Origin of the sequence: Providencia sp. PROV269, assembly GCF_028477785.1 — a bacterium.
GTDB classification, from domain to species: Bacteria; Pseudomonadota; Gammaproteobacteria; order Enterobacterales; family Enterobacteriaceae; genus Providencia; species Providencia rettgeri.
The window spans coordinates 328,125-348,587 of sequence record NZ_JAMPLV010000005.1; the positions used below are offsets into that span (position 1 = coordinate 328,125).

The following is a 20,463-nucleotide window of genomic DNA, read 5'->3' on the forward strand; positions in this document are numbered from 1 at the left end:
CTATGAATGTATTGATTGTTGATGACGAACCTCTTGCACGGGAAAATGTGCGTTGCCTGCTCGAAGAACACGATGATATTGAAATTATTGGCGAATGTGCCAACGCAATAGAAGCGATTGGCATCATCCATAAAAAAAAGCCTGATGTGGTCTTTTTGGATATTCAAATGCCACGCCTAACGGGTTTAGAAATGGTACGCATGCTAGATCCAGAAGACCGCCCTTATATTGTCTTTCTTACCGCTTTTAATGAATTTGCCATTCAGGCTTTTGAAGAACATGCTTTTGATTACTTGTTAAAACCCCTTGAAACAGAACGATTAGAAAAGACCTTAAACCGCCTACGCCAAGGCAAGCAAAAACAAAATCTAGAGCTGTTAAGTAACAATGAGCCACTAAAATTTATCCCTTGCACTGGCCATAGCCGTATTTATTTAATGAAACTTGATGAAGTGCTATATGCCACCTCGCGAATGAGTGGCGTGTATGTAATGAGTACGCAAGGATTGGAAGGTTTTACAGAGCTCACTTTACGAACCTTAGAAACTCGAACACCTTTAGTGCGCTGCCATCGCCAATATTTAGTCAATATGACCCAATTAAACGAAATTTTATTTGGTGACAGTGGGCAAGCGGAGTTAGTACTGAGCTCAGGTGAGCGCATTCCTGTTAGCCGTCGTTATCTAAAACCACTAAAAGAGGCATTGGGGTTAGCTTAAAATCATAATATGAAAAATTGTTCTCTAATATGTATAACAATTTGAAAACACAACAATCAGATGCTTTATTAAAACTGATTATGGCCGCTAAAAATAACGTGGATAATAATCGTATAATGACAGTTAGTGAAGCTAGAAGAAGGTTGATTGAAAGAAGGGCTAAACAAACTTAAATAAAAAAACCCGCACTTCAATGAAATGCGGGTTTTGTGTTTTAGTAGGGAATTAATCCCTATAAAACCAAGTCATTATGCGTTATGGCTGCTGCTACGACGACGAGGTGCCGCATTAGTGCCATCTTGGCGTGGAGCAGAGTTACCACGGTCACGGTTACCACCGCCACGACGCTCACCGCCGCCACGACGTTCACCACCGCGCTCACCGCCACGGTCATTACGACGACCTGCACCGAAGCCACCTTCGCTACCGCCATCACGACGACCACCACCACGACGCTCACCACCGCCACGACGTTCGAACGGTTGTGCATCACCGATCAGCTGCATTTGAGTTGGTTTATTCAAAATGCGTGCGCGACTTAAATGAGTTAACACGTCCGTTGGCATACCTTTTGGCAATTCAATTGTCGAGTGCGTTCCGTACAATTTGATATTACCGATATAACGGCTGCTGATATCCGCTTCGTTAGCAATCGCACCAACAATGTGACGAACTTCCACACCATCATCACGGCCAACTTCGATACGGTACATCTCCATATCACCCACATCACGACGCTCACGACGACCGCCACGCTCACCGCGTTCTGCACGGTCAAAACCATTACCATTGCTATTACGGTCACGACGATCACCACGACGATCATCACGGTCGTTGAATTCACGACGTGGGCGACGCGGTGCATCTGGTGGCAAGATCAGCGCACGTTCACCTTGTGCCATTTTCAGCAAGGCTGCGGCTAAGGTTTCCATATCAACATCTTCTGATGGGGACATTTTCGCTAACAGTGAACGGTATTGGTCTAAATCGCTGCTTTCTAATTGCTGTTGAATTTTCTCAGCAAATTTCGCCTGACGACGTTGGCTAAGCAGATCTGCATCTGGTAACTCAACTTCAGGAATAGTCAGTTTCATCGTACGTTCAACGTTACGTAGCAGACGACGTTCACGGTTCTCAACAAACAGTAACGCACGGCCCGCACGGCCCGCACGACCTGTACGACCAATACGGTGAACGTAAGACTCCGCATCCATTGGGATGTCGTAGTTAACAACTAAGCTAATACGCTCAACATCCAGACCACGCGCTGCAACGTCAGTAGCGATCAAGATATCTAGACGACCATCTTTTAAGCGCTCTAACGTTTGCTCACGCAGTGCTTGGTTCATGTCACCATTCAATGCGGCGCTGTTGTAGCCATTGCGTTCTAATGCTTCAGCCACTTCTAATGTTGCATTTTTGGTGCGTACGAAAATAATCGCAGCATCAAAGTCTTCTGCTTCTAAGAAACGTACTAACGCTTCATTTTTACGCATGCCGTACACAGTCCAATAGCTTTGAGCAATATCTGGACGAGTGGTAATGCTAGCCTGAATGCGAATTTCTTTCGGGTCTTTCATAAAACGACGTGTAATACGACGAATTGGTTCAGGCATTGTTGCAGAGAACAGCGCAGTTTGGTGCTCAGCTGGAATTTGGCTCATGATGTTTTCAACATCTTCAATGAAGCCCATACGCAGCATTTCATCAGCTTCGTCTAAAACTAAGCCTTTTAATTTAGAGAGGTCTAACGTTCCACGTTTTAAGTGATCCAGAAGGCGGCCTGGTGTACCCACAACAATTTGCGGTCCTTGGCGCAGCGCACGTAATTGTACGTCATAACGTTGGCCACCATACAGGGCAACAACGTTAACGCGATTCATATGTTTAGAGAAATCGCTCATTGCTTCCGCTACCTGAACAGCCAACTCACGAGTTGGTGCAAGGACTAAAATTTGCGGAGCTTTTAAATCTGGGTCGATGTTATGCAGTAATGGCAAACTAAATGCAGCAGTTTTACCGCTACCTGTTTGTGCCATACCTAATACATCATTACCATCCATTAACAATGGAATACATTGTTGTTGGATTGGTGATGGTTTTTCATATCCCAGGTCGTTTAGTGCTGTCAAAATAGATGCTGATAAACCTAACTCAGCAAAAGAAATATCGGTCTCAGTAGTCATGTAAAGGTGCCTCATACATAATGGCAGCCAGTTTACATAACCATGCGAAAATCATTTCGGTCATTTTCATTTAAAATGTGAACTGGCTCAAATTGTGTTTATTAAACGAACAAATAGGCCGTCATCCCGAGGGATGATGACTTAAAAAAATATCGTGAAATGTTCGTCAGCTATTGCTGGCCCGATTCTAAAAGGTCGTCTTGTTCTTGGCCTAACAGCGCCAATTCCAACAATGCATAGCGGTGTTCAACAAAGCTGTGAGCGTTGTTAGCTACCGTCAGTTTGAATAACGCAACTGCGCTATCCTTATCCCCCAGACTTAGGTAATGCTTACCTAAATAGAAGTTAGTTTCACTGAGATGCTCAGCGAGCGAAGTGTTATCCGTAGACGTTTCTTTCAAACGCGCCATCAATGTATTTTCATCGATATTGCCAAGATAGAATTCTACGATATTCCAGCCCCATTGCCCTTTCTCCGCTTGGTTGTAGCGGGCGGCAAGATTATCTTGCGCCATACGCGGGTCTATGTCTTTCTCTACGAGATAAAGCCACAGAGTACGAAAAGGATCATTTGGATCTATCTGATAATACGCCAGCAGATCATCCTGCGCTAGTTTGTATCGTTCACCGTAATATAATGCGATGCCACGATTCATTCGCGCGAAATTGTAAGTTGGATCAAGCTCTAAAACAGAATCAAACGCTTCATAGGCAGCATCATAATTGCCTGCCTGCGTAAAATATATTCCTAAAAAATTAAAAACTTCAGGAATATCAGGACGAATGGCTAACGCAGTTGAAAAATCATTACGCGCCAGTGCCCTTAAACCGAGACTATCATACAACACACCGCGCTCATATAAAAGCTGTGCGTATTCATCATCGGTTAAAGACCGGCTCGCAAGAATTTGTTCCATACGAGCCAGTATCACTTCTTGTTGCAATGAAGGTTGAAGTGGAACGGCAAATACCTCGTTCTTTCGCCAATCTTTGCTACTACATCCAATAATAACAAAAAAGATAAGCGCCAAGAGCACACGCGGTAACGTGCGATAATCTCTCACCCGAAGACAGATACTGTTCGACATACTCCGCCCTTACATTACCACGCTTTACAAATTATGGTTTCAGCAAATTTAGGCTGATAGCGCCCTAACTTAATAGAGCGCTGTTAGGTCAGCTTACTCTGCTGAGTCCTGCGGCTGTGCAGTTGATTCTTCAGTTGCTACCGCTTCTTTCATGCTAAGACGGATACGACCTTGACGGTCAATTTCCAATACCTTAACAGGAACTTCTTGACCCATTTGCAGGTAATCTGTCACTTTCTCAACACGCTTGTCCGCGATTTGAGAAATATGAACCAGACCTTCTTTACCCCCACCAATCGCAACGAATGCACCAAAGTCGACGATACGGGTTACTTTACCTGGGTAAATGCGGCCCACTTCAACTTCTGCAGTAATGTCTTCGATACGACGAATGGCTTCTTTCGCTTTCAGGCCATCAGTTGCGGCAATCTTAACAGTACCATCATCTTCGATTTCAATCGTTGTGCCAGTTTCTTCCGTTAATGCACGGATCACTGAACCACCTTTACCGATGACATCTTTGATTTTGTCTGAGTTAATTTTGATCGTGTAAATGCGTGGTGCAAATTCAGAGATCTCTTCACGTGGACCATTAATTGCTTGTTCCATTGTACCAAGAATGTGCAGACGTGCACCTTTTGCTTGGTTCAGAGCAACTTGCATGATTTCACGTGTGATACCTTCGATTTTGATGTCCATTTGCAGTGCACTGATACCTTCACGGCTACCAGCTACTTTAAAGTCCATGTCACCTAAGTGGTCTTCGTCACCTAAGATGTCAGACAGAACAACGAAATCGTTACCTTCTTTCACCAGACCCATTGCAATACCTGCAACAGCGGCTTTAATTGGCACACCAGCATCCATCAGTGCTAATGATGCACCACAAACAGATGCCATTGATGATGAACCATTAGATTCAGTGATTTCAGATACAACACGGATAGTGTATGGGAAATCAGCGTGGTCTGGCATTACTGCTAACACACCACGTTTCGCTAAACGGCCATGGCCGATTTCACGACGTTTTGGTGAACCCACCATACCAGTTTCACCAACAGAGTATGGAGGGAAATTGTAATGGAATAAGAAACGGTCAGTATATTCGCCCATTAATTGGTCGATAACCTGCGCATCACGTTCTGTACCTAACGTTGCCGTTACCAGTGCTTGAGTTTCACCACGAGTAAACAGTGCAGAACCGTGAGTACGTGGCAGAACTCCTGTACGAACGTCCAGAGCGCGAACCATATCTTTTTCGCGGCCATCGATGCGTGGCTCACCACGGATAACACGGCTACGAACAACTTGTTTTTCTAAGCTTGCTAAAATGTCAGCAACTTCAGAAACATCAACGTTTTCGTCTTCAGCAACTAATACTGCAGTGACTTCTTCTTTGATTAAGTCAACCTGCGCGTAGCGCTCTTGTTTCTCAGTGATGCGGTAAGCGTCGCCCATACGGCTTTCAGCTAATTGTGCAACACGGTCATGCAGAGCTTGGTTAACTGGCTCTGGCTGCCAATCCCATTTCTCTTTACCCGCTTCTTTCACTAATTCATTGATATTCTGAATAACAACTTGTTGTTGGTCGTGGCCAAATACCACCGCACCTAACATTTGCTCTTCGCTTAATAAATCAGCTTCAGATTCAACCATTAATACCGCGTTATCAGTACCTGCAACCACTAAGTCCAAACGGCTGTTTTTCAGCTCGTCTGCTGTAGGGTTCAGAACATATTGGTCATTGATAAAACCAACACGTGCCGCACCGATTGGGCCATTAAATGGAACACCTGACAGTGCTAATACTGCAGACGCACCGATCATCGCAACAATATCTGGATTAACTTGTGGGTTAACAGACACAACAGTCGCAATGATTTGAATTTCGTTATAAAAACCTTCTGGGAACAGAGGGCGTAGAGGACGGTCAATCAGACGAGCGATTAACGTTTCACCTTCACCAGGACGACCTTCACGACGGAAGAAGCTTCCTGGGATACGGCCCGCTGCATATGTACGTTCTTGATAGTTAACAGTTAAAGGGAAGAAGTCTTGACCTTCTTTCACTTTTTTCTGTGCAACTGCAGTCACAAATACTGCAGTGTCATCCATGTTAACCATAACAGCAGCAGATGCTTGGCGTGCAATCATACCTGTTTCAATCGAGACAGTATGTTGACCGTATTGGAATTTACGAACAATAGGATTTAACACTATATTACCCTTTTTGTAAGGCTACCTGAGATTCTCAGGGAGCATTGGCTTACTCTTCCTACTACAGCCTCGCGACTAATGAGAATACTGATATTCCAGTGATCAGCTCTCTCATTAGCCGCGCGAATCGGATGCAGCGAAGAGGCATTAATAAAACAGCTTACTACGACTTATAGCTTAGCATTTAAGTTAAGTATAATTCGAGTATTACTTCAACTTTCAAAATAACTTTTAGAAGAAAAGGGGCCTCTGGCCCCTTTTCTCTGAAACTGACTCTACTCGTCATACTTCAAGTTGCAACGTTGCTGACTACATTCACTTGTACTAGCCACATACTGATGTATATACCTAGCAACTCACTCATTTGTCGCCTAGCTGCAACTCAAATTATCTAGAGTAAGATTAGCGACGCAGACCTAAACGCTCGATAAGAGCAGTGTAACGCGCGATATCTTTACCTTTCAAGTAAGCTTGTAAGCGACGACGCTGAGCAACCATACGCAGCAGACCACGACGGCTGTGGTGATCTTTTTTGTGCTCTGCAAAGTGGCTTTGCAGGTGGTTGATTTGTGCAGTCAGCAGAGCGATTTGAACTTCGCTTGAACCAGTGTCATTTTCACCGCGGCCGAACTCAGCAACGATTTTAGCTTTCGCTTCATTACTTAGAGACATAATAAACTCCAAAATGATTAATGTAAGTGATGAGAGCCAATCTCTAATTTAGCATCTCAAGATTAAGCGCCGCTATTCTACGCTGCTTAAGGCAGCAAAGCAATAAGCGCTACTACGCGGGCTGTTCATTTTCCACAACCAAACGCTTCGGTGCGATACGTCCATCCTCACTCACCAGAGCAATGCCGATAAACCGCTGCGCTGTACCACAAGTGACTCGAACCATACCGTCTTCTTCAAGGCCTTCAACCGCAGCTCTTACAGGTTGCCCCTGTTTAAAGTAAGCCGCTGTTTCCTCTGTAATATTTACAGCTGGGAAATGAACGACTGCGGTATCCATTGGCAATAATAAAGTATCAAGCAAGGACTCAAAAGACCCTTCACCTGCATCTACTTTTGCTCGTAAAGCGGCTAATTGCTCTAATGTTACCATTCGCTCATAAGGATAATTAGCCACTTGCACTCGACGCAAGTAAATCACATGCGCACCACAGCCTAACATCTCACCTAGGTCATCAATAATGGTACGAATATAGGTTCCTTTAGAACAGTGTATCTCCAGCTCTAATTCATTGTTTTCTAAACGAATAAACTGCAATTCATACACTGTAATTGGACGAGCTTCACGCTCAACCGTAATTCCTTTACGCGCATATTCATACAATGGACGACCTTGATGTTTCAGCGCAGAATACATTGAAGGAACTTGTAATGTATCACCGCGGAAAAACGCTAAAGCGTCATCCAATTGCTGCTGTGTAAACTCTACGTTACGCTCACTGATAATTTCGCCGTGTGAATCTGACGTGTCAGTACGTTGTCCAAGACGAGCAATGACGCGATAACGTTTATCTGAATCGAGTAAAAACTGGGAAAATTTCGTCGCTTCGCCGAGGCAAACAGGCAACATACCTGTTGCGAGAGGGTCAAGTGCCCCCGTATGCCCAGCTTTATTGGCATTAAAAAAGCGCCGCACTTTTTGCAGCGCATCATTTGAAGAAATATCCGTGGGTTTATCCAGCAGCACTACACCGTCAATATTACGGCCGCTACGACGACGCCCCATTATTTTTCCTCTTTATCACTAACATCCGCACGACGTTTTTCATCATCGCGGATCACATTTGACACTAAATTAGACATCCGCATACCATCAATAAGAGAGTTGTCATACTCAAATGTTAACTCAGGAATAATACGCAAACGCATTGCTTTTCCAATTAATGAACGTATAAAGCCTGATGCTTCATTTAATGCTTTAATGCCGTCTGCAACCATTTCTTCTTCACTTTTATCATTAGCGATATTGAAGAAGGTCACAAAGACTTTACCGTATGCAAGATCGCGAGATAACTCGACACCTGAAACAGTAGCCATACCAATACGTGGGTCTTTGATCTCACGTTGTAAGATGATCGCAATTTCTTTTTGCATCTCTTGCGCAACGCGCTGAGCACGACTGAATTCTTTTGCCATCGTTATATCTCCTGACAATAAAGGGGGCTATCGCCCCCTTATAACACTATTTTGTAATCACGAAACTTCGTGGGCTCCCACAAAATTAACCGTCGATAGAACGCTTAACTTCAATGATTTCGAAGACTTCGATCATATCGCCAACGCGAACGTCGTTGTAGTTCTTAACGCCGATACCACATTCCATACCGTTACGAACTTCATTGACGTCATCTTTAAAGCGACGCAGTGATTCTAATTCACCTTCATAGATAACGACGTTATCACGTAATACACGGATTGGGTTATTACGTTTGATGGTGCCTTCAGTGACCATACAACCAGCAACAGCACCGAATTTCGGTGATTTAAACACATCACGAACTTCTGCCAGACCAATAATTTGCTGTTTGTACTCAGGCGCTAACATACCGCTCATAGCTTGTTTGATTTCATCAATTAAGCTATAGATAACAGAGTAGTAGCGTAAGTCAACACTTTCACTTTCAATCACACGACGAGCAGAAGCATCTGCACGTACGTTGAAGCCTAAGATAATAGCATTCGATGCCGCAGCTAATGTTGCGTCAGTTTCAGTGATACCACCGACACCAGAACCGATGATCTTAATTTTAACTTCATCAGTCGACAGCTTCATTAGAGAGTCAGTAATCGCTTCACAAGTACCTTGAACGTCGGTTTTCAGAACGATGTTCAGCTCAGATACTTTACCTTCTTCCATGTTAGCAAACATGTTTTCCAGTTTAGATTTCTGCTGGCGAGCTAATTTAACATCACGGAATTTACCTTGACGGTACAGGGCAACTTCACGTGCTTTTTTCTCGTCACGTACAACGGTGGCTTCATCACCCGCCGAAGGCACGTTAGATAAACCTAAAATCTCAACAGGCATAGAAGGACCTGCAGATTGAACTTCTTTACCTAATTCGTTACGCATTGCACGAATACGGCCATATTCGAAACCACACAGGACGATATCGCCTTTGTTCAATGTACCTTCTTGAACCAGGATTGTTGCAACTGGGCCACGACCTTTGTCTAAGTACGATTCAACAACGACACCGCTTGCCATACCTGCATATACCGCTTTCAGTTCTAAGACTTCAGCTTGCAGCAAGATAGCATCGAGCAGCTCATCAATACCGGTACCTTTCTTCGCAGAAACGCTGATGAACTGAGTATCACCACCCCAATCTTCAGAAATAACACCGTACTGAGACAGCTCATTTCTAACGCGATCTGGGTCTGCTTCTGGTTTATCAATTTTATTTACCGCGACAACAATTGGCACACCTGCCGCTTTCGCATGCTGAATAGCTTCAATTGTTTGTGGCATAACACCATCGTCTGCGGCAACAACCAGAACAACGATATCCGTTGCCTGAGCACCACGAGCACGCATTGAAGTAAACGCGGCATGACCTGGGGTATCTAAGAAGGTGATCATACCCTTGTCAGTTTGTACGTGGTAAGCACCAATGTGCTGAGTAATACCACCCGCTTCACCTGATGCTACTTTCGTTGAACGAATGTAGTCAAGTAGAGAGGTTTTACCATGGTCAACGTGACCCATAATGGTCACAACTGGCGCACGTGGCTCTTGAAGTGCAGAACCCGTGTCACGGTCATTCATTACCGCTTCTTCTAATTCGTTTTCACGACGCAGAATAACTTTGTGGCCCATTTCCTCTGCGACTAACTGTGCAGTTTCTTGGTCAATCACTTGGTTGATAGTCGCCATGGCGCCCATCTTCATCATAGTTTTGATGACTTGAGAACCTTTTACTGCCATTTTATTAGCAAGTTCACCAACGGTGATCGTTTCACCAATTACCACATCACGGTTAACCGCAACGGCTGGCTTAGTAAAGCTTTGTTGTAAAGAACTACCTTTACGTTGCTTACCTTTGCTGCGACCTGAACGGCCAGCGGCACGTTCTTCTTCGCGATCTGCTTTTTCAGAAAGTTTATTACCTTTCTTTTGGCGAGGTGCTTTTGCAGTACGATTACGTGAACGACGGCCTTCTTCTTTCTCATCACTTTCATCTTCGGCTGCACGAGCGTGCGTCGAAGTTGTTGTGTGATAATCGCTATCTTCTTCAGTTTTCGTGTCTGCAGTCCACTTTTCACCGTTTTCTTCAGCCATTTTGCGTGCTTCTTCAGCCACGCGACGTGCTTCTGCTTCAACTTTGCGCTGAGTTTCTTCTTCAGCTTTACGTTTTAGCTCCGCAGCTTCAGCTTCACGGCGTTGTTTGTCGGCATTACTTTCTACAGCTTTGCCTGCTTTTTGTTGATTTTCGCTTGGTTTCACTTTTTCTCTTTCCGCTGCTTCGCGCGTAGCTTTATCTGCTGCTTCACGTTTTGCTTTCTCTTGGGCTTCACGTTTTGCCTTTTCTTCCGCTTCACGTTTAGCTGTTTCTTCTGCTAATCGTTTTGCTTCTGCTTGACGTTGTGCCAGTTCTTCAGCTTCGCGCTGTGCCTGCTCTTCCGCTTCACGCTGCGCCTGCTCTTCCGCTTTTGCTTCTTCAGCATCACGGTTCACATAAGTGCGTTTTTTGCGGACTTCGACATTTACCGATTTGCTTTTGCCACCGGTGACGGGGACACTCAGCGTACTACGAGTTTTGCGCTGTAGTGTCAATTTGCTTGGCTGACCCGCTGCTCCGCCTTGTTCACGGTTTAAATGGCTCAGTAAAGCTTCTTTTTCTGACTGGCTAACAGAGTCATTCTCACCTTTTTTGATCCCTGCTTCAGCAAATTGCTGTACCAGGCGATCAACTGTGGTTTGAATTTCCGTTGCCAATGTTTTTACAGTTTCTGTCATGCCGTTCCTTCCTGCTACAGTGTTTACGCATCGTTACCGAACCAGCAAATATTACGTGCGGCCATGATGAGCGTACCTGCTTTCTCATCATCCAGACCTTCAATATCAATCAGGTCGTCGATGCCCTGCTCAGCAAGATCTTCCAGTGTACAGATTCCACGAGTAGCCAAATTATAGGCAAGAGTACGATCCATACCTTCAAGATTCAACAAATCTTCTGCTGGCTGATTATCACCTAGGCTCTCTTTTTGAGCCAATTCTATTGTGGTGAGGGCCGCTTTCGCTCTTTCACGTAGAACTTCAACAGTCTCTTCATCAAGACCATCAATTTCCAGAAGTTCATTAATAGGCACGTAAGCCAGTTCTTCTAACGTCGAGAAGCCTTCTTCAACAAGTGCAGTGGCAAACTCTTCATCAATATCAAGATGCTTGGTGAATGTATCAATAGAAGCATGTGCTTCTGCCTGATGTTTTGCATTAAGCTCTTCTGCGGTCATGACGTTTAATTCCCACTTGTCATCACCACGGTGTTTTTTCAGTAATTGCGCTGCCAGACGCACGTTTTGACCGTTACGTCCGATGGCTTGCGCCAGATTACTGCTTTCTACGGCAACATCCATCGTACATTTGTCTTCATCGACCACGATAGATGCAACATCAGCCGGAGCCATTGCATTAATAACGAATTGAGCTGGGTTATCGTCCCATAACACAATATCAATTCTTTCGCCGCCTAATTCACTAGAAACGGCTTGAACTCGCGCTCCACGCATACCAACACAAGCACCAACAGGGTCGATACGCTTGTCATTAGTTTTAACCGCAATTTTTGCACGAGAACCTGGGTCACGGGCAGCGGCTTTGATTTCAATAATTTCTTCACCGATTTCTGGCACTTCAATGCGGAATAACTCAATCAGCATTTCAGGGCGAGAACGCGTAACAAAAAGTTGTGCGCCGCGCGCTTCAGGACGAACATCATACAGGACTCCGCGGATACGGTCACCTGGACGGAAGTTTTCACGTGGCAACATATCTTCACGCAGAATCACAGCCTCAGCGTTATTGCCTAAGTCTAACGTGATATTTTCACGATTAACTTTTTTCACCTGAGCAGTGATAATTTCACCTTGTTGCTCACGGAATTGGTCAACAACCATCGCACGCTCTGCTTCGCGTACTTTCTGTACGATAACTTGCTTAGCTGTTTGAGTGGTAATACGGTCAAATACAACAGACTCGATTTGGTCTTCGACGTACTCTCCAAGCTGCAGTGCAGGATCTTCGTATTGAGCCGCTTCTAACGTAATTTCACGCGTTGGCATTGTGACTTCTTCGACAATTAACCAACGACGGAAGGTGTCGAAATCACCTGATTTACGGTCAATTTCTACACGGACATCAATTTCTTGCTCGTATTTCTTTTTAGTCGCCGTCGCTAATGCAGTTTCCAGAGCCTCGAAGATTTTTTCACGAGGGAGGGATTTTTCGTTAGAAACCGCTTCTACAACAGCCAGAATTTCTTTATTCATCCTAGTTGCCTCATTGAACTTTATTAAAAGTGGGGTACCAAGTTAGCTTTCTGGATGTTGCCGAGGGCGAACACCTCATCCTTACCATCTACAGTAACCGTAATCATTTCACCGTCTATGGCCTTAATAACGCCTTGCCACCTACGGCGGTTCTGCATTGCTATACGCAAAGTCAATGCCACCTCTTCACCCATAAAACGCTCGTAATGCGCAATAGTGAATAATGGACGCTCAAGCCCTGGTGACGATATTTCCAGGTTATAAATGACAGAAATTGGATCTTCAACGTCCAATACTGCACTGACCTGATGGCTGACATCAGCACAATCATCAACAGTGATGCCTTCTTCACTATCGATGAAGACACGCAGTGTCGATGTGCGACCACGGATAAACTCTAAGCCAACAAATTCAAAGCCTAGCGCCTCCACCGGTGCTGAAATCATCTCTGTTAATTTCTGTTCTAATGTGGACAAGCCCACCCCCAGACATAAAAAAAGGGCTATAAAAGCCCAGTTAATTCGATTGTCAAATAACAAAAAACCCCGAAATTCGGGGCTTTATGCAACTGGACCCTGTAGTGCACGGGTTCACCATATTCTTATTATACCTGTAAAATCTAGAGAAATCGATGAGAAATTTTGAGAGCTGTTAGATAACTGCACTTGATTGCTACACCGGATAACTACTATAGACTAAGATACTGACAAGGTATATTGAATAAGAAATGGTTGCGGGAGCCGGATTTGAACCGACGACCTTCGGGTTATGAGCCCGACGAGCTACCAAGCTGCTCCATCCCGCGTTCGAAAACGTGTCATATTCTACACAGATAACCTGCAAATCACAAGCTATCTAAAATAATGGTGCCGAGGACGGGACTTGAACCCGTACGCCCGTTTTGTAGGCACTACCACCTCAAGGTAGCGTGTATACCAATTTCACCACCTCGGCACTGAGGCGAGGTTATCAATAGTTAATCAATAACCTCAAATTTTAACTTCTCACTCATCGCTGAGCTTACTACTTAATGATGGCATTAGTTGCCTTCATTCGGAATCTTTCACACTTAACGAGGGATATCGCTCGTTGGTGTAGCTGGTGCTGCCGGAACGTCTGTTGGTTGCTCGACTTTTGTAGGTTCACTAATGTTTTCCCACTTACTACCACTACCAGTTCCGTACTTGTTAGCAGTCATATTGCCAAGTATCAAACTGATGATGAAAAACACAGCAGCCAAGATTCCAGTCATACGGGTCATGAAGTTACCTGAGCCCGATGAACCAAACAGTGTTGCAGAAGCGCCCGCACCGAATGAAGCTCCCATGTCAGCACCTTTACCTTGCTGTAACATAATCAGACCAATAAGCCCGATAGCCGCTAGCAAGAAAATAATTAAAAGAGCTACATACATTTGAGTTACCTATTCAGTTGCGGTGCATAGCCTAATGCTATGACCTTTATCACTGCACACCTACTCATTTCGACCGTGAAAGAATACTCTTACGGGATTGAGCAGGTGCGAATACTAACCAAAGCTGAGCCGACAAGCAAGTCTATTTTGATTCCATTTGATTATTTGCAGAAAAAAACAACAAATCATCAAAATATCGCTCAGCTTCACCCATAATAACTTAGCCCGCTGCTTTTACAGCATCCGCAATATAGTTTGCCATTGCAGTCACATCAGCTTCATTTTCACCTTCAACCATGACACGGATTAACGGCTCTGTTCCTGATTTTCTCAGTAATACACGGCCTTTTCCTGCCAATTGTTTTTCAACTTCTTCGTTCGCTGCAACCACCGCATCACTTTGTAGTGGATCGTGTTGGCCTTTGAAACGGACATTGACTAACACTTGAGGTAATAATTTCATACCACTGCATAAGTCATGTAAGCTCATATGGTTACGTACCATAGCACTTAATACCTGCAAGCCTGCAACAATCCCGTCACCAGTAGTCGTTTTATCCAATAAAATCACGTGGCCTGAGTTTTCAGCCCCCATGCGCCAACCTTTTTCCTGTAATTTTTCGAGGACATAGCGGTCGCCCACTTTTGCACGCTCAAAAGGAATTCCTAGCTGTTTCAGAGCGATTTCTAATCCCATATTACTCATTAGTGTTCCGACTACGCCGCCTTTTAGCTGGCCTTGACGTAGTGCTTCACGAGCAATAATAAAGAGGATTTGGTCACCATCGACTTTTTCACCGAGGTGGTCAACCATGATAATGCGGTCGCCATCACCATCAAATGCCAAGCCAACGTGCGCTTTTTCTTCCAGTACTTTTTGTTGCAATTGACGCACATCCGTTGCACCACATTCTTCATTGATGTTGATCCCATTAGGATCACAACCGATAGTGATAACCTCAGCCCCTAATTCACGAAACACATTTGGTGCGATGTGATAAGTCGCCCCGTTAGCACAGTCAATCACTATTTTTAAACTTGCTAGGCTTTGTTCGTTCGGGAACGTACCTTTACAAAATTCAATATAACGGCCCGCAGCATCGACAATACGGTTTGCACGACCTAATTCTGCTGATTCAACGCATGTGATCGGCTTTTCCATTTCAGCTTCAATAGCTTCTTCGACTTCATCAGGCAATTTGGTTCCATCAATTGAGAAGAATTTAATTCCATTGTCATAATATGGGTTATGAGATGCTGAAATGACAATCCCCGCTTCTGCGCGGAAAGTACGTGTTAAATAAGCGACCGCAGGGGTTGGCATTGGGCCAGTGAAAGATGCAGATAAACCTGCAGCAGCTAAGCCAGCTTCTAGCGAGGATTCCAACATATAACCAGAAATACGCGTATCTTTACCAATAATAATTTTACGAGAACCATGACGTGCGAGAACTTTTCCTGCCGCCCAACCTAATTTTAAAACAAAATCAGGGGTAATTGGGCTATCGCCCACTTTGCCACGAATACCATCAGTACCAAAATATTTACGGTCGCTCATACGCTTATTTTTCCTTTTCTGACAGAGTCATCTGTACCACTTGCATCGCTTGCACGGTTTCTTTGACATCATGAACTCGAATGATGTGTGCTCCTTGCATCGCAGCAATCACTGCGCAAGTTAGGCTGCCTGCGAGACGTTCTTGTGGTGGAACATTTAATAATTGTCCAATCATAGATTTACGTGACATCCCTGCCAATAGCGGTAGTCCGAAATTATGAAATTGCTCTAAGTTTGCCAATAACTGGTAATTATGCGACAAGTTCTTACCAAAACCAAAGCCTGGATCAAGGATAATTTGCTGTCTCTCTATCCCTGCAGTCACGCATCGGGTGATTTCAGCGTCAAGATAGTCTTTTACTTCACGCACCACGTTTTCATAATTTGGTGCTTCTTGCATCGTTCTTGGCTGGCCTTGCATATGCATAATGCAAACGGGTAAACCTGTTTTCGCAGCAACTTCTAATGCACCTGGCTCATGGAGCGAACGAATGTCATTGATAATATGCATGCCTGCGTTTGCAGCTTCGGCCATGACTTTCGCTTTCGAAGTATCAACTGAAATCCACACATCAAAACGCTGTGCTATCGCTTCAACAATGGGAATAACTCGGTCAAGTTCCTCATTCACAGAGACTTCAGCGGCGCCAGGACGGGTCGATTCGCCACCAATATCAATGATAGCCGCGCCGTGTTGAACCATTTTTGCCACATGCTCAAGCGCATCATGATAACGATTATGAGTGCCACCATCTGAAAATGAATCAGGAGTGACATTCAAAATCCCCATCACCTTTGGTGTGGATAAGTCAAGAACACTGCCTCTCGCTTTGATTTGCATTGTTATTTTTCCTTAACGAAAAAAACCCCAGCGAACTGGGGTCTTAGTATTTTATTTCACGACCGCTTATTGTGGTTTGCTGTCGTTATTATCTGATGGTTTTGATTCATCAGTATTATTACTATTATCGGTATTACTTGGTTCTTCAGCACTGTTATTAGGTTCTTCAGATTGAGGTTTTTCGGCTGTTTTTGCTACATTTGCCGCACCTTTACCAAATGTTCCCGTCACATTACTGACTTTTTTATCTTCATCCCAACCCGCTGGTTCACGAACTGGACGACGATTCATTAAATCATCAATCATTGGCATATCGATAGTTTCATATTTCAGTAATGCATCTTTCGTTGCATGTAGAATATCGATATTGTCTTCCAGTGTTTTGTAAGCCAGTTGGTAACAGTGGTCTAAAATTTTCTTAATTTCTTCATCAACAATACGTGCTGTTTCATCAGAAATTCCAGAACCATTACCTGAAGAACGACCTAAGAACGCTGGACCTTCTTCTTTCGAGTATTGCATTGGGCCTAAACGGTCTGAGAAGCCCCATTGCGTTACCATGTTACGTGCCGTATTAGTTGCAAACTGAATATCTGAAGATGCTCCCGTCGTTACTTTATCGCGACCGTAAATCAGTTCTTCAGCAATACGCCCCGCATAGGCTGTCGCAATCATACCTTCGAGTTTCAAGCGACTACGGCTAACTTCATCACCTTCCGGTAAGAAGAAGGCCACACCCAGTGCTTGACCACGTGGAACAATTGTGACTTTGTGAACAGGGTCATGCTCTGGCATTAAATGACCGATAATCATATGACCACCTTCATGGTAAGCCGTTGATTCTTTTTGCTCTTCGGTCATCATCAGAGAACGACGCTCTGCACCCATCCAAATTTTGTCACGCGCTTTTTCGAATTCAACCATGGAAACGACACGCATGTTTGCACGTGCGGCAAACAACGCGGCTTCGTTAACCAAGTTTGCCAATTCAGCACCCGAGAAGCCAGGTGTTGCACGAGCAAGAATGAAAGTATCTACGCTTGGATCGATAGGAACACGACGCATATGTACTTTCAGAATTTGTTCACGGCCACGAACGTCTGGTAAGCCAACAACTACCTGACGGTCAAAACGACCTGGACGTAATAAAGCAGGGTCAAGTACGTCAGCACGGTTAGTTGCTGCGATAACAATAATACCCTCATTACCTTCAAAACCGTCCATTTCAACTAGCATTTGGTTCAGTGTTTGCTCACGCTCATCGTGACCACCACCAAGACCGGCACCACGTTGACGACCTACTGCGTCAATCTCATCGATAAAGATGATACAAGGCGCTGCTTTTTTCGCTTGTTCGAACATATCACGAACACGAGAAGCCCCCACACCCACAAACATTTCCACGAAGTCTGAACCGGAAATAGTGAAGAATGGGACTTTTGCCTCACCAGCGATAGCTTTTGCCAGTAATGTTTTACCTGTTCCTGGAGGCCCTACCATCAAGACGCCTTTTGGAATTTTACCGCCAAGTTTTTGGAAACGAGCAGGTTCACGCAGAAACTCTACGATTTCGCCTACTTCTTCTTTGGCTTCATCACACCCAGCAACGTCTGCAAATGTTGTTTTGATCTGATCTTCTGTCAGCATGCGGGCTTTACTTTTGCCAAATGACATCGCCCCCTTGCCGCCACCGCCTTGCATCTGGCGCATGAAGAAAATCCAGACACCAATCAACAGAAGCATTGGGAACCAGGAAATAAAAATAGATGTCAGTAAGCTAGGTTCTTCTGGTGGTTCACCAACAACCGTCACATGCTTATTCAGCAAAGTGTCTAACAGCTTCTCATCCTGCATAGGAAGATAAGTTGTATAGCGGCTATTATCAGCCTTTCTGACGTTCAGTTCACGACCGGTGATACGAACTTCACGCACCTGATCCTGGGCTAACTCATTGATAAACGTAGAATAATCGACTCTGCGACTATTCGAATCGCTTGGGCCAAAACTCTGGAACAAGGACATCAGAACAACTGCGATGACTAACCAGAGAATCAGGTTTTTCGCCATGTCACTCAAGGGATTAACCTCATATTACAACTGTGTTAACAAATAACGCTCAGGGTACTATAGTTTTAGCCCTGTCGCTACAATGTATACTTCACGTGACCGTGCCCGCGAAGATTCGGGTTTACGAACTTTTACTTTCGTAAACAGGGAGCGGATATCCCTAAGGTAATCGTCAAAGCCTTCTCCCTGAAACACTTTAACAATGAAACTCCCCCCAGGCGCCAATACAGCACGGCACATATCCAATGCTAATTCAACTAGATACATAGAGCGAGGAATATCAACCGCTGGTGTCCCACTCATATTTGGCGCCATGTCAGACATGACCACCTGTACTTTTTTGTCGCCAACGCGTTCTAACAAAGCGGCGAGAACGGCTTCATCGCGAAAATCCCCTTGCAGGAAATCAACGCCAACGATTGGGTCCATCGGCAATAAGTCACAAGCAATAACCCGCCCATTATGACCTATTTGGCTAACAACGTATTGCGACCAACCACCAGGGGCTGCTCCTAAATCAACAACGGTCATACCTGGTTTAAAAATTTTATCACCTTGCTGGATTTCTTCCAGCTTAAACCATGCACGTGAGCGTAGCCCTTTTTTTTGTGCTTGCTGAACATATTTATCACTAAAATGCTCTTGCAACCAGCGACTTGAGCTTGCCGAACGTTTTTTATTGGCCATTGTGCTTTCCAACTATACTAAAAGAACTTCACCTAACTTGCTGCTTCTTTACCATCAAAAAGATATAATTGATGGTGATAGATATCAGATGGCGGTAGAATAAGCCATTTTCAATACTAACCAAGCAAAAAATCAATGAATCTTAATAAAAAACAAATTCAGCACCTAAAAAGTCTCGCTCACCATTTAAACCCTGTTGTTATGATCGGCAACAATGGTTTAACCGAAGGTGTTTTGGCTGAGATTGAACTCTCATTAGCGCATCATGAGCTTATCAAAGTCAAGATCGCAGGCGAAGACCGTGATACTAAAAATTTGATCGCTGATGCGATTGTTCGCGAAACTGGTGCAGTAAATGTACAAATCATCGGTAAAATTCTTGTTATCTACCGTCCTTCGGCAGACCGCAAAATCATTTTACCTAAATAATTTCCCATCATTTATATAAAAATGCCATTGAAAGCATGTTTTATATGATGAAAAAGGCCGCCTGCGGCCTTTTTCTTTAAATCAGGGAAATAATATAACCAATTCAGGGAAATAGGAATCAGATATACTCAACTTTAAGAATTTCGAACTCAACATCGCCACCTGGGGTTTTAATTGAGACCACGTCATCAACTTCTTTACCCACTAAACCACGTGCTATCGGGGAGTTAACAGAAATCAGATTGATCTTAATATCTGCTTCGTCATCACCAACGATACGATACGTTAGCTCTTCATCGGTATCAACATTCAGTACTGTCACAGTTGCGCCAAAGATAACGCGACCATTATTGACCATTTTAGTTACATCGATCACTTGAGCGTGAGAAAGCTTACCTTCGATTTCTTGAATACGGCCCTCACAGAAACCTTGTTGCTCACGTGCTGCATGATATTCTGCATTTTCTTTTAAGTCACCGTGCTCACGCGCTTCTGCAATAGATGCAATAATTTCTGGGCGACGGACAGATTTAAGGAATTCAAGCTCTTCTCTTAGCTTATCCGCACCAAGTACCGTCATCGGGATCTGTTTCATTAATAAATACCTCGGTTCAATCCTATCTAAAAACAAGTATCTTCCTGATTTTGTAACAACAGTACACCGAACACCTACGTAAAACCGGGGGTGTTCTAGTAAAAAAACGCAATCAGACTTATGTACTCATTTATCTTATCATAATGTACGCTATTTTA

General features: G+C 44.2%; 17 protein-coding genes and 2 tRNA genes. 2 read left to right on the forward strand and 17 right to left on the reverse strand.

What is annotated here, in order from left to right; all coding sequences use genetic code 11:
- The first annotated feature begins 2 nt into the window (after positions 1 to 2).
- A complete protein-coding gene (gene btsR, locus PR683_RS09515) occupies positions 3 to 719 on the forward strand; it encodes a two-component system response regulator BtsR (protein ID WP_110731590.1) in 717 nt (238 codons plus the stop codon).
- Between the two features lie 248 nt (positions 720 to 967).
- Here btsR and PR683_RS09520 read toward each other — a convergent pair whose 3' ends face one another.
- The 16 genes from PR683_RS09520 to rlmE all read right to left on the reverse strand — a co-directional run bounded on the left by PR683_RS09520 (position 968) and on the right by rlmE (position 19,281).
- On the reverse strand, positions 968 to 2,905 hold the full coding sequence (locus PR683_RS09520) for a DEAD/DEAH family ATP-dependent RNA helicase (protein ID WP_004907484.1): 1,938 nt from the start codon (positions 2,903 to 2,905) through the stop codon (positions 968 to 970).
- Positions 2,906 to 3,075: 170 nt separating this feature from the next.
- The gene (gene nlpI, locus PR683_RS09525) at positions 3,076 to 3,993 is read right to left on the reverse strand and encodes a lipoprotein NlpI (RefSeq protein ID WP_004907480.1); all 918 of its coding nucleotides are present in this window, start codon (positions 3,991 to 3,993) and stop codon (positions 3,076 to 3,078) included.
- Positions 3,994 to 4,086: 93 nt separating this feature from the next.
- Positions 4,087 to 6,210 (reverse strand): polyribonucleotide nucleotidyltransferase, encoded by a 2,124-nt coding sequence (pnp, locus tag PR683_RS09530; RefSeq protein ID WP_004907477.1) that lies wholly within the window; start codon positions 6,208 to 6,210, stop codon positions 4,087 to 4,089.
- Positions 6,211 to 6,612: 402 nt separating this feature from the next.
- Positions 6,613 to 6,882, reverse strand: coding sequence for a 30S ribosomal protein S15 (rpsO, locus tag PR683_RS09535; RefSeq protein ID WP_004905890.1), 270 nt, complete (start codon positions 6,880 to 6,882; stop codon positions 6,613 to 6,615).
- A gap of 112 nt (positions 6,883 to 6,994) precedes the next feature.
- Positions 6,995 to 7,948, reverse strand: a complete 954-nt coding sequence (truB, locus tag PR683_RS09540; RefSeq protein WP_109912119.1) for a tRNA pseudouridine(55) synthase TruB — start codon at positions 7,946 to 7,948, stop codon at positions 6,995 to 6,997.
- Positions 7,948 to 8,358, reverse strand: coding sequence for a 30S ribosome-binding factor RbfA (rbfA, locus tag PR683_RS09545; RefSeq protein ID WP_272571136.1), 411 nt, complete (start codon positions 8,356 to 8,358; stop codon positions 7,948 to 7,950). The genes truB and rbfA overlap by 1 nt, the downstream gene beginning before the upstream one ends.
- Before the next feature lie 85 nt (positions 8,359 to 8,443).
- Positions 8,444 to 11,182, reverse strand: coding sequence for a translation initiation factor IF-2 (infB, locus tag PR683_RS09550; RefSeq protein ID WP_004907473.1), 2,739 nt, complete (start codon positions 11,180 to 11,182; stop codon positions 8,444 to 8,446).
- A gap of 23 nt (positions 11,183 to 11,205) precedes the next feature.
- Entirely contained in the window at positions 11,206 to 12,714 is a 1,509-nt protein-coding gene (gene nusA, locus PR683_RS09555; RefSeq protein ID WP_004905898.1) for a transcription termination factor NusA, read from the reverse strand.
- 23 nt (positions 12,715 to 12,737) lie between these two features.
- Positions 12,738 to 13,190: a ribosome maturation factor RimP gene (gene rimP / locus PR683_RS09560; protein ID WP_004907471.1), complete on the reverse strand. Its 453-nt coding sequence runs from the start codon at positions 13,188 to 13,190 to the stop codon at positions 12,738 to 12,740.
- 252 nt (positions 13,191 to 13,442) lie between these two features.
- Positions 13,443 to 13,519: transfer RNA gene (locus PR683_RS09565), tRNA-Met, on the reverse strand.
- A 59-nt stretch (positions 13,520 to 13,578) separates the two neighbouring features.
- A tRNA-Leu gene (locus tag PR683_RS09570) sits at positions 13,579 to 13,668 on the reverse strand.
- A 115-nt stretch (positions 13,669 to 13,783) separates the two neighbouring features.
- The gene (gene secG / locus PR683_RS09575) at positions 13,784 to 14,128 is read right to left on the reverse strand and encodes a preprotein translocase subunit SecG (protein WP_004905902.1); all 345 of its coding nucleotides are present in this window, start codon (positions 14,126 to 14,128) and stop codon (positions 13,784 to 13,786) included.
- Between the two features lie 220 nt (positions 14,129 to 14,348).
- Positions 14,349 to 15,686 (reverse strand): phosphoglucosamine mutase, encoded by a 1,338-nt coding sequence (glmM, locus tag PR683_RS09580; RefSeq protein ID WP_004907470.1) that lies wholly within the window; start codon positions 15,684 to 15,686, stop codon positions 14,349 to 14,351.
- Positions 15,687 to 15,690: 4 nt separating this feature from the next.
- Positions 15,691 to 16,527 (reverse strand): dihydropteroate synthase, encoded by an 837-nt coding sequence (folP, locus tag PR683_RS09585; RefSeq protein WP_004907467.1) that lies wholly within the window; start codon positions 16,525 to 16,527, stop codon positions 15,691 to 15,693.
- A 66-nt stretch (positions 16,528 to 16,593) separates the two neighbouring features.
- Entirely contained in the window at positions 16,594 to 18,603 is a 2,010-nt protein-coding gene (gene ftsH, locus PR683_RS09590; RefSeq protein WP_004907466.1) for an ATP-dependent zinc metalloprotease FtsH, read from the reverse strand.
- Positions 18,604 to 18,651: 48 nt separating this feature from the next.
- On the reverse strand, positions 18,652 to 19,281 hold the full coding sequence (gene rlmE / locus PR683_RS09595) for a 23S rRNA (uridine(2552)-2'-O)-methyltransferase RlmE (RefSeq protein ID WP_004905912.1): 630 nt from the start codon (positions 19,279 to 19,281) through the stop codon (positions 18,652 to 18,654).
- A gap of 135 nt (positions 19,282 to 19,416) precedes the next feature.
- Here rlmE and yhbY point away from each other — a divergent pair, with 135 nt between their 5' ends.
- Positions 19,417 to 19,710, forward strand: coding sequence for a ribosome assembly RNA-binding protein YhbY (gene yhbY, locus PR683_RS09600; protein WP_004905914.1), 294 nt, complete (start codon positions 19,417 to 19,419; stop codon positions 19,708 to 19,710).
- Between the two features lie 118 nt (positions 19,711 to 19,828).
- Here the strand turns inward: yhbY and greA are convergent, their stop codons facing one another.
- Complete coding sequence (gene greA, locus PR683_RS09605) at positions 19,829 to 20,305, reverse strand: transcription elongation factor GreA (protein ID WP_004907463.1); 477 nt, start codon at positions 20,303 to 20,305, stop codon at positions 19,829 to 19,831.
- Positions 20,306 to 20,463: the final 158 nt, after the last annotated feature.

Excerpts from the sequence above, each read along its gene's own strand:
- btsR (WP_110731590.1), top strand. The coding sequence starts at position 3 with ATGAATGTATTGATTGTTGATGACGAACCTCTTGCACGGGAAAATGTG.
- PR683_RS09520 (WP_004907484.1), bottom strand. The coding sequence starts at position 2,905 with ATGACTACTGAGACCGATATTTCTTTTGCTGAGTTAGGTTTATCAGCA.
- nlpI (WP_004907480.1), bottom strand. The coding sequence starts at position 3,993 with ATGTCGAACAGTATCTGTCTTCGGGTGAGAGATTATCGCACGTTACCG.
- rpsO (WP_004905890.1), bottom strand. The coding sequence starts at position 6,882 with ATGTCTCTAAGTAATGAAGCGAAAGCTAAAATCGTTGCTGAGTTCGGC.
- truB (WP_109912119.1), bottom strand. The coding sequence starts at position 7,948 with ATGGGGCGTCGTCGTAGCGGCCGTAATATTGACGGTGTAGTGCTGCTG.
- rbfA (WP_272571136.1), bottom strand. The coding sequence starts at position 8,358 with ATGGCAAAAGAATTCAGTCGTGCTCAGCGCGTTGCGCAAGAGATGCAA.
- infB (WP_004907473.1), bottom strand. The coding sequence starts at position 11,182 with ATGACAGAAACTGTAAAAACATTGGCAACGGAAATTCAAACCACAGTT.
- nusA (WP_004905898.1), bottom strand. The coding sequence starts at position 12,714 with ATGAATAAAGAAATTCTGGCTGTTGTAGAAGCGGTTTCTAACGAAAAA.
- secG (WP_004905902.1), bottom strand. The coding sequence starts at position 14,128 with ATGTATGTAGCTCTTTTAATTATTTTCTTGCTAGCGGCTATCGGGCTT.
- glmM (WP_004907470.1), bottom strand. The coding sequence starts at position 15,686 with ATGAGCGACCGTAAATATTTTGGTACTGATGGTATTCGTGGCAAAGTG.
- folP (WP_004907467.1), bottom strand. The coding sequence starts at position 16,527 with ATGCAAATCAAAGCGAGAGGCAGTGTTCTTGACTTATCCACACCAAAG.
- rlmE (WP_004905912.1), bottom strand. The coding sequence starts at position 19,281 with ATGGCCAATAAAAAACGTTCGGCAAGCTCAAGTCGCTGGTTGCAAGAG.
- yhbY (WP_004905914.1), top strand. The coding sequence starts at position 19,417 with ATGAATCTTAATAAAAAACAAATTCAGCACCTAAAAAGTCTCGCTCAC.
- greA (WP_004907463.1), bottom strand. The coding sequence starts at position 20,305 with ATGAAACAGATCCCGATGACGGTACTTGGTGCGGATAAGCTAAGAGAA.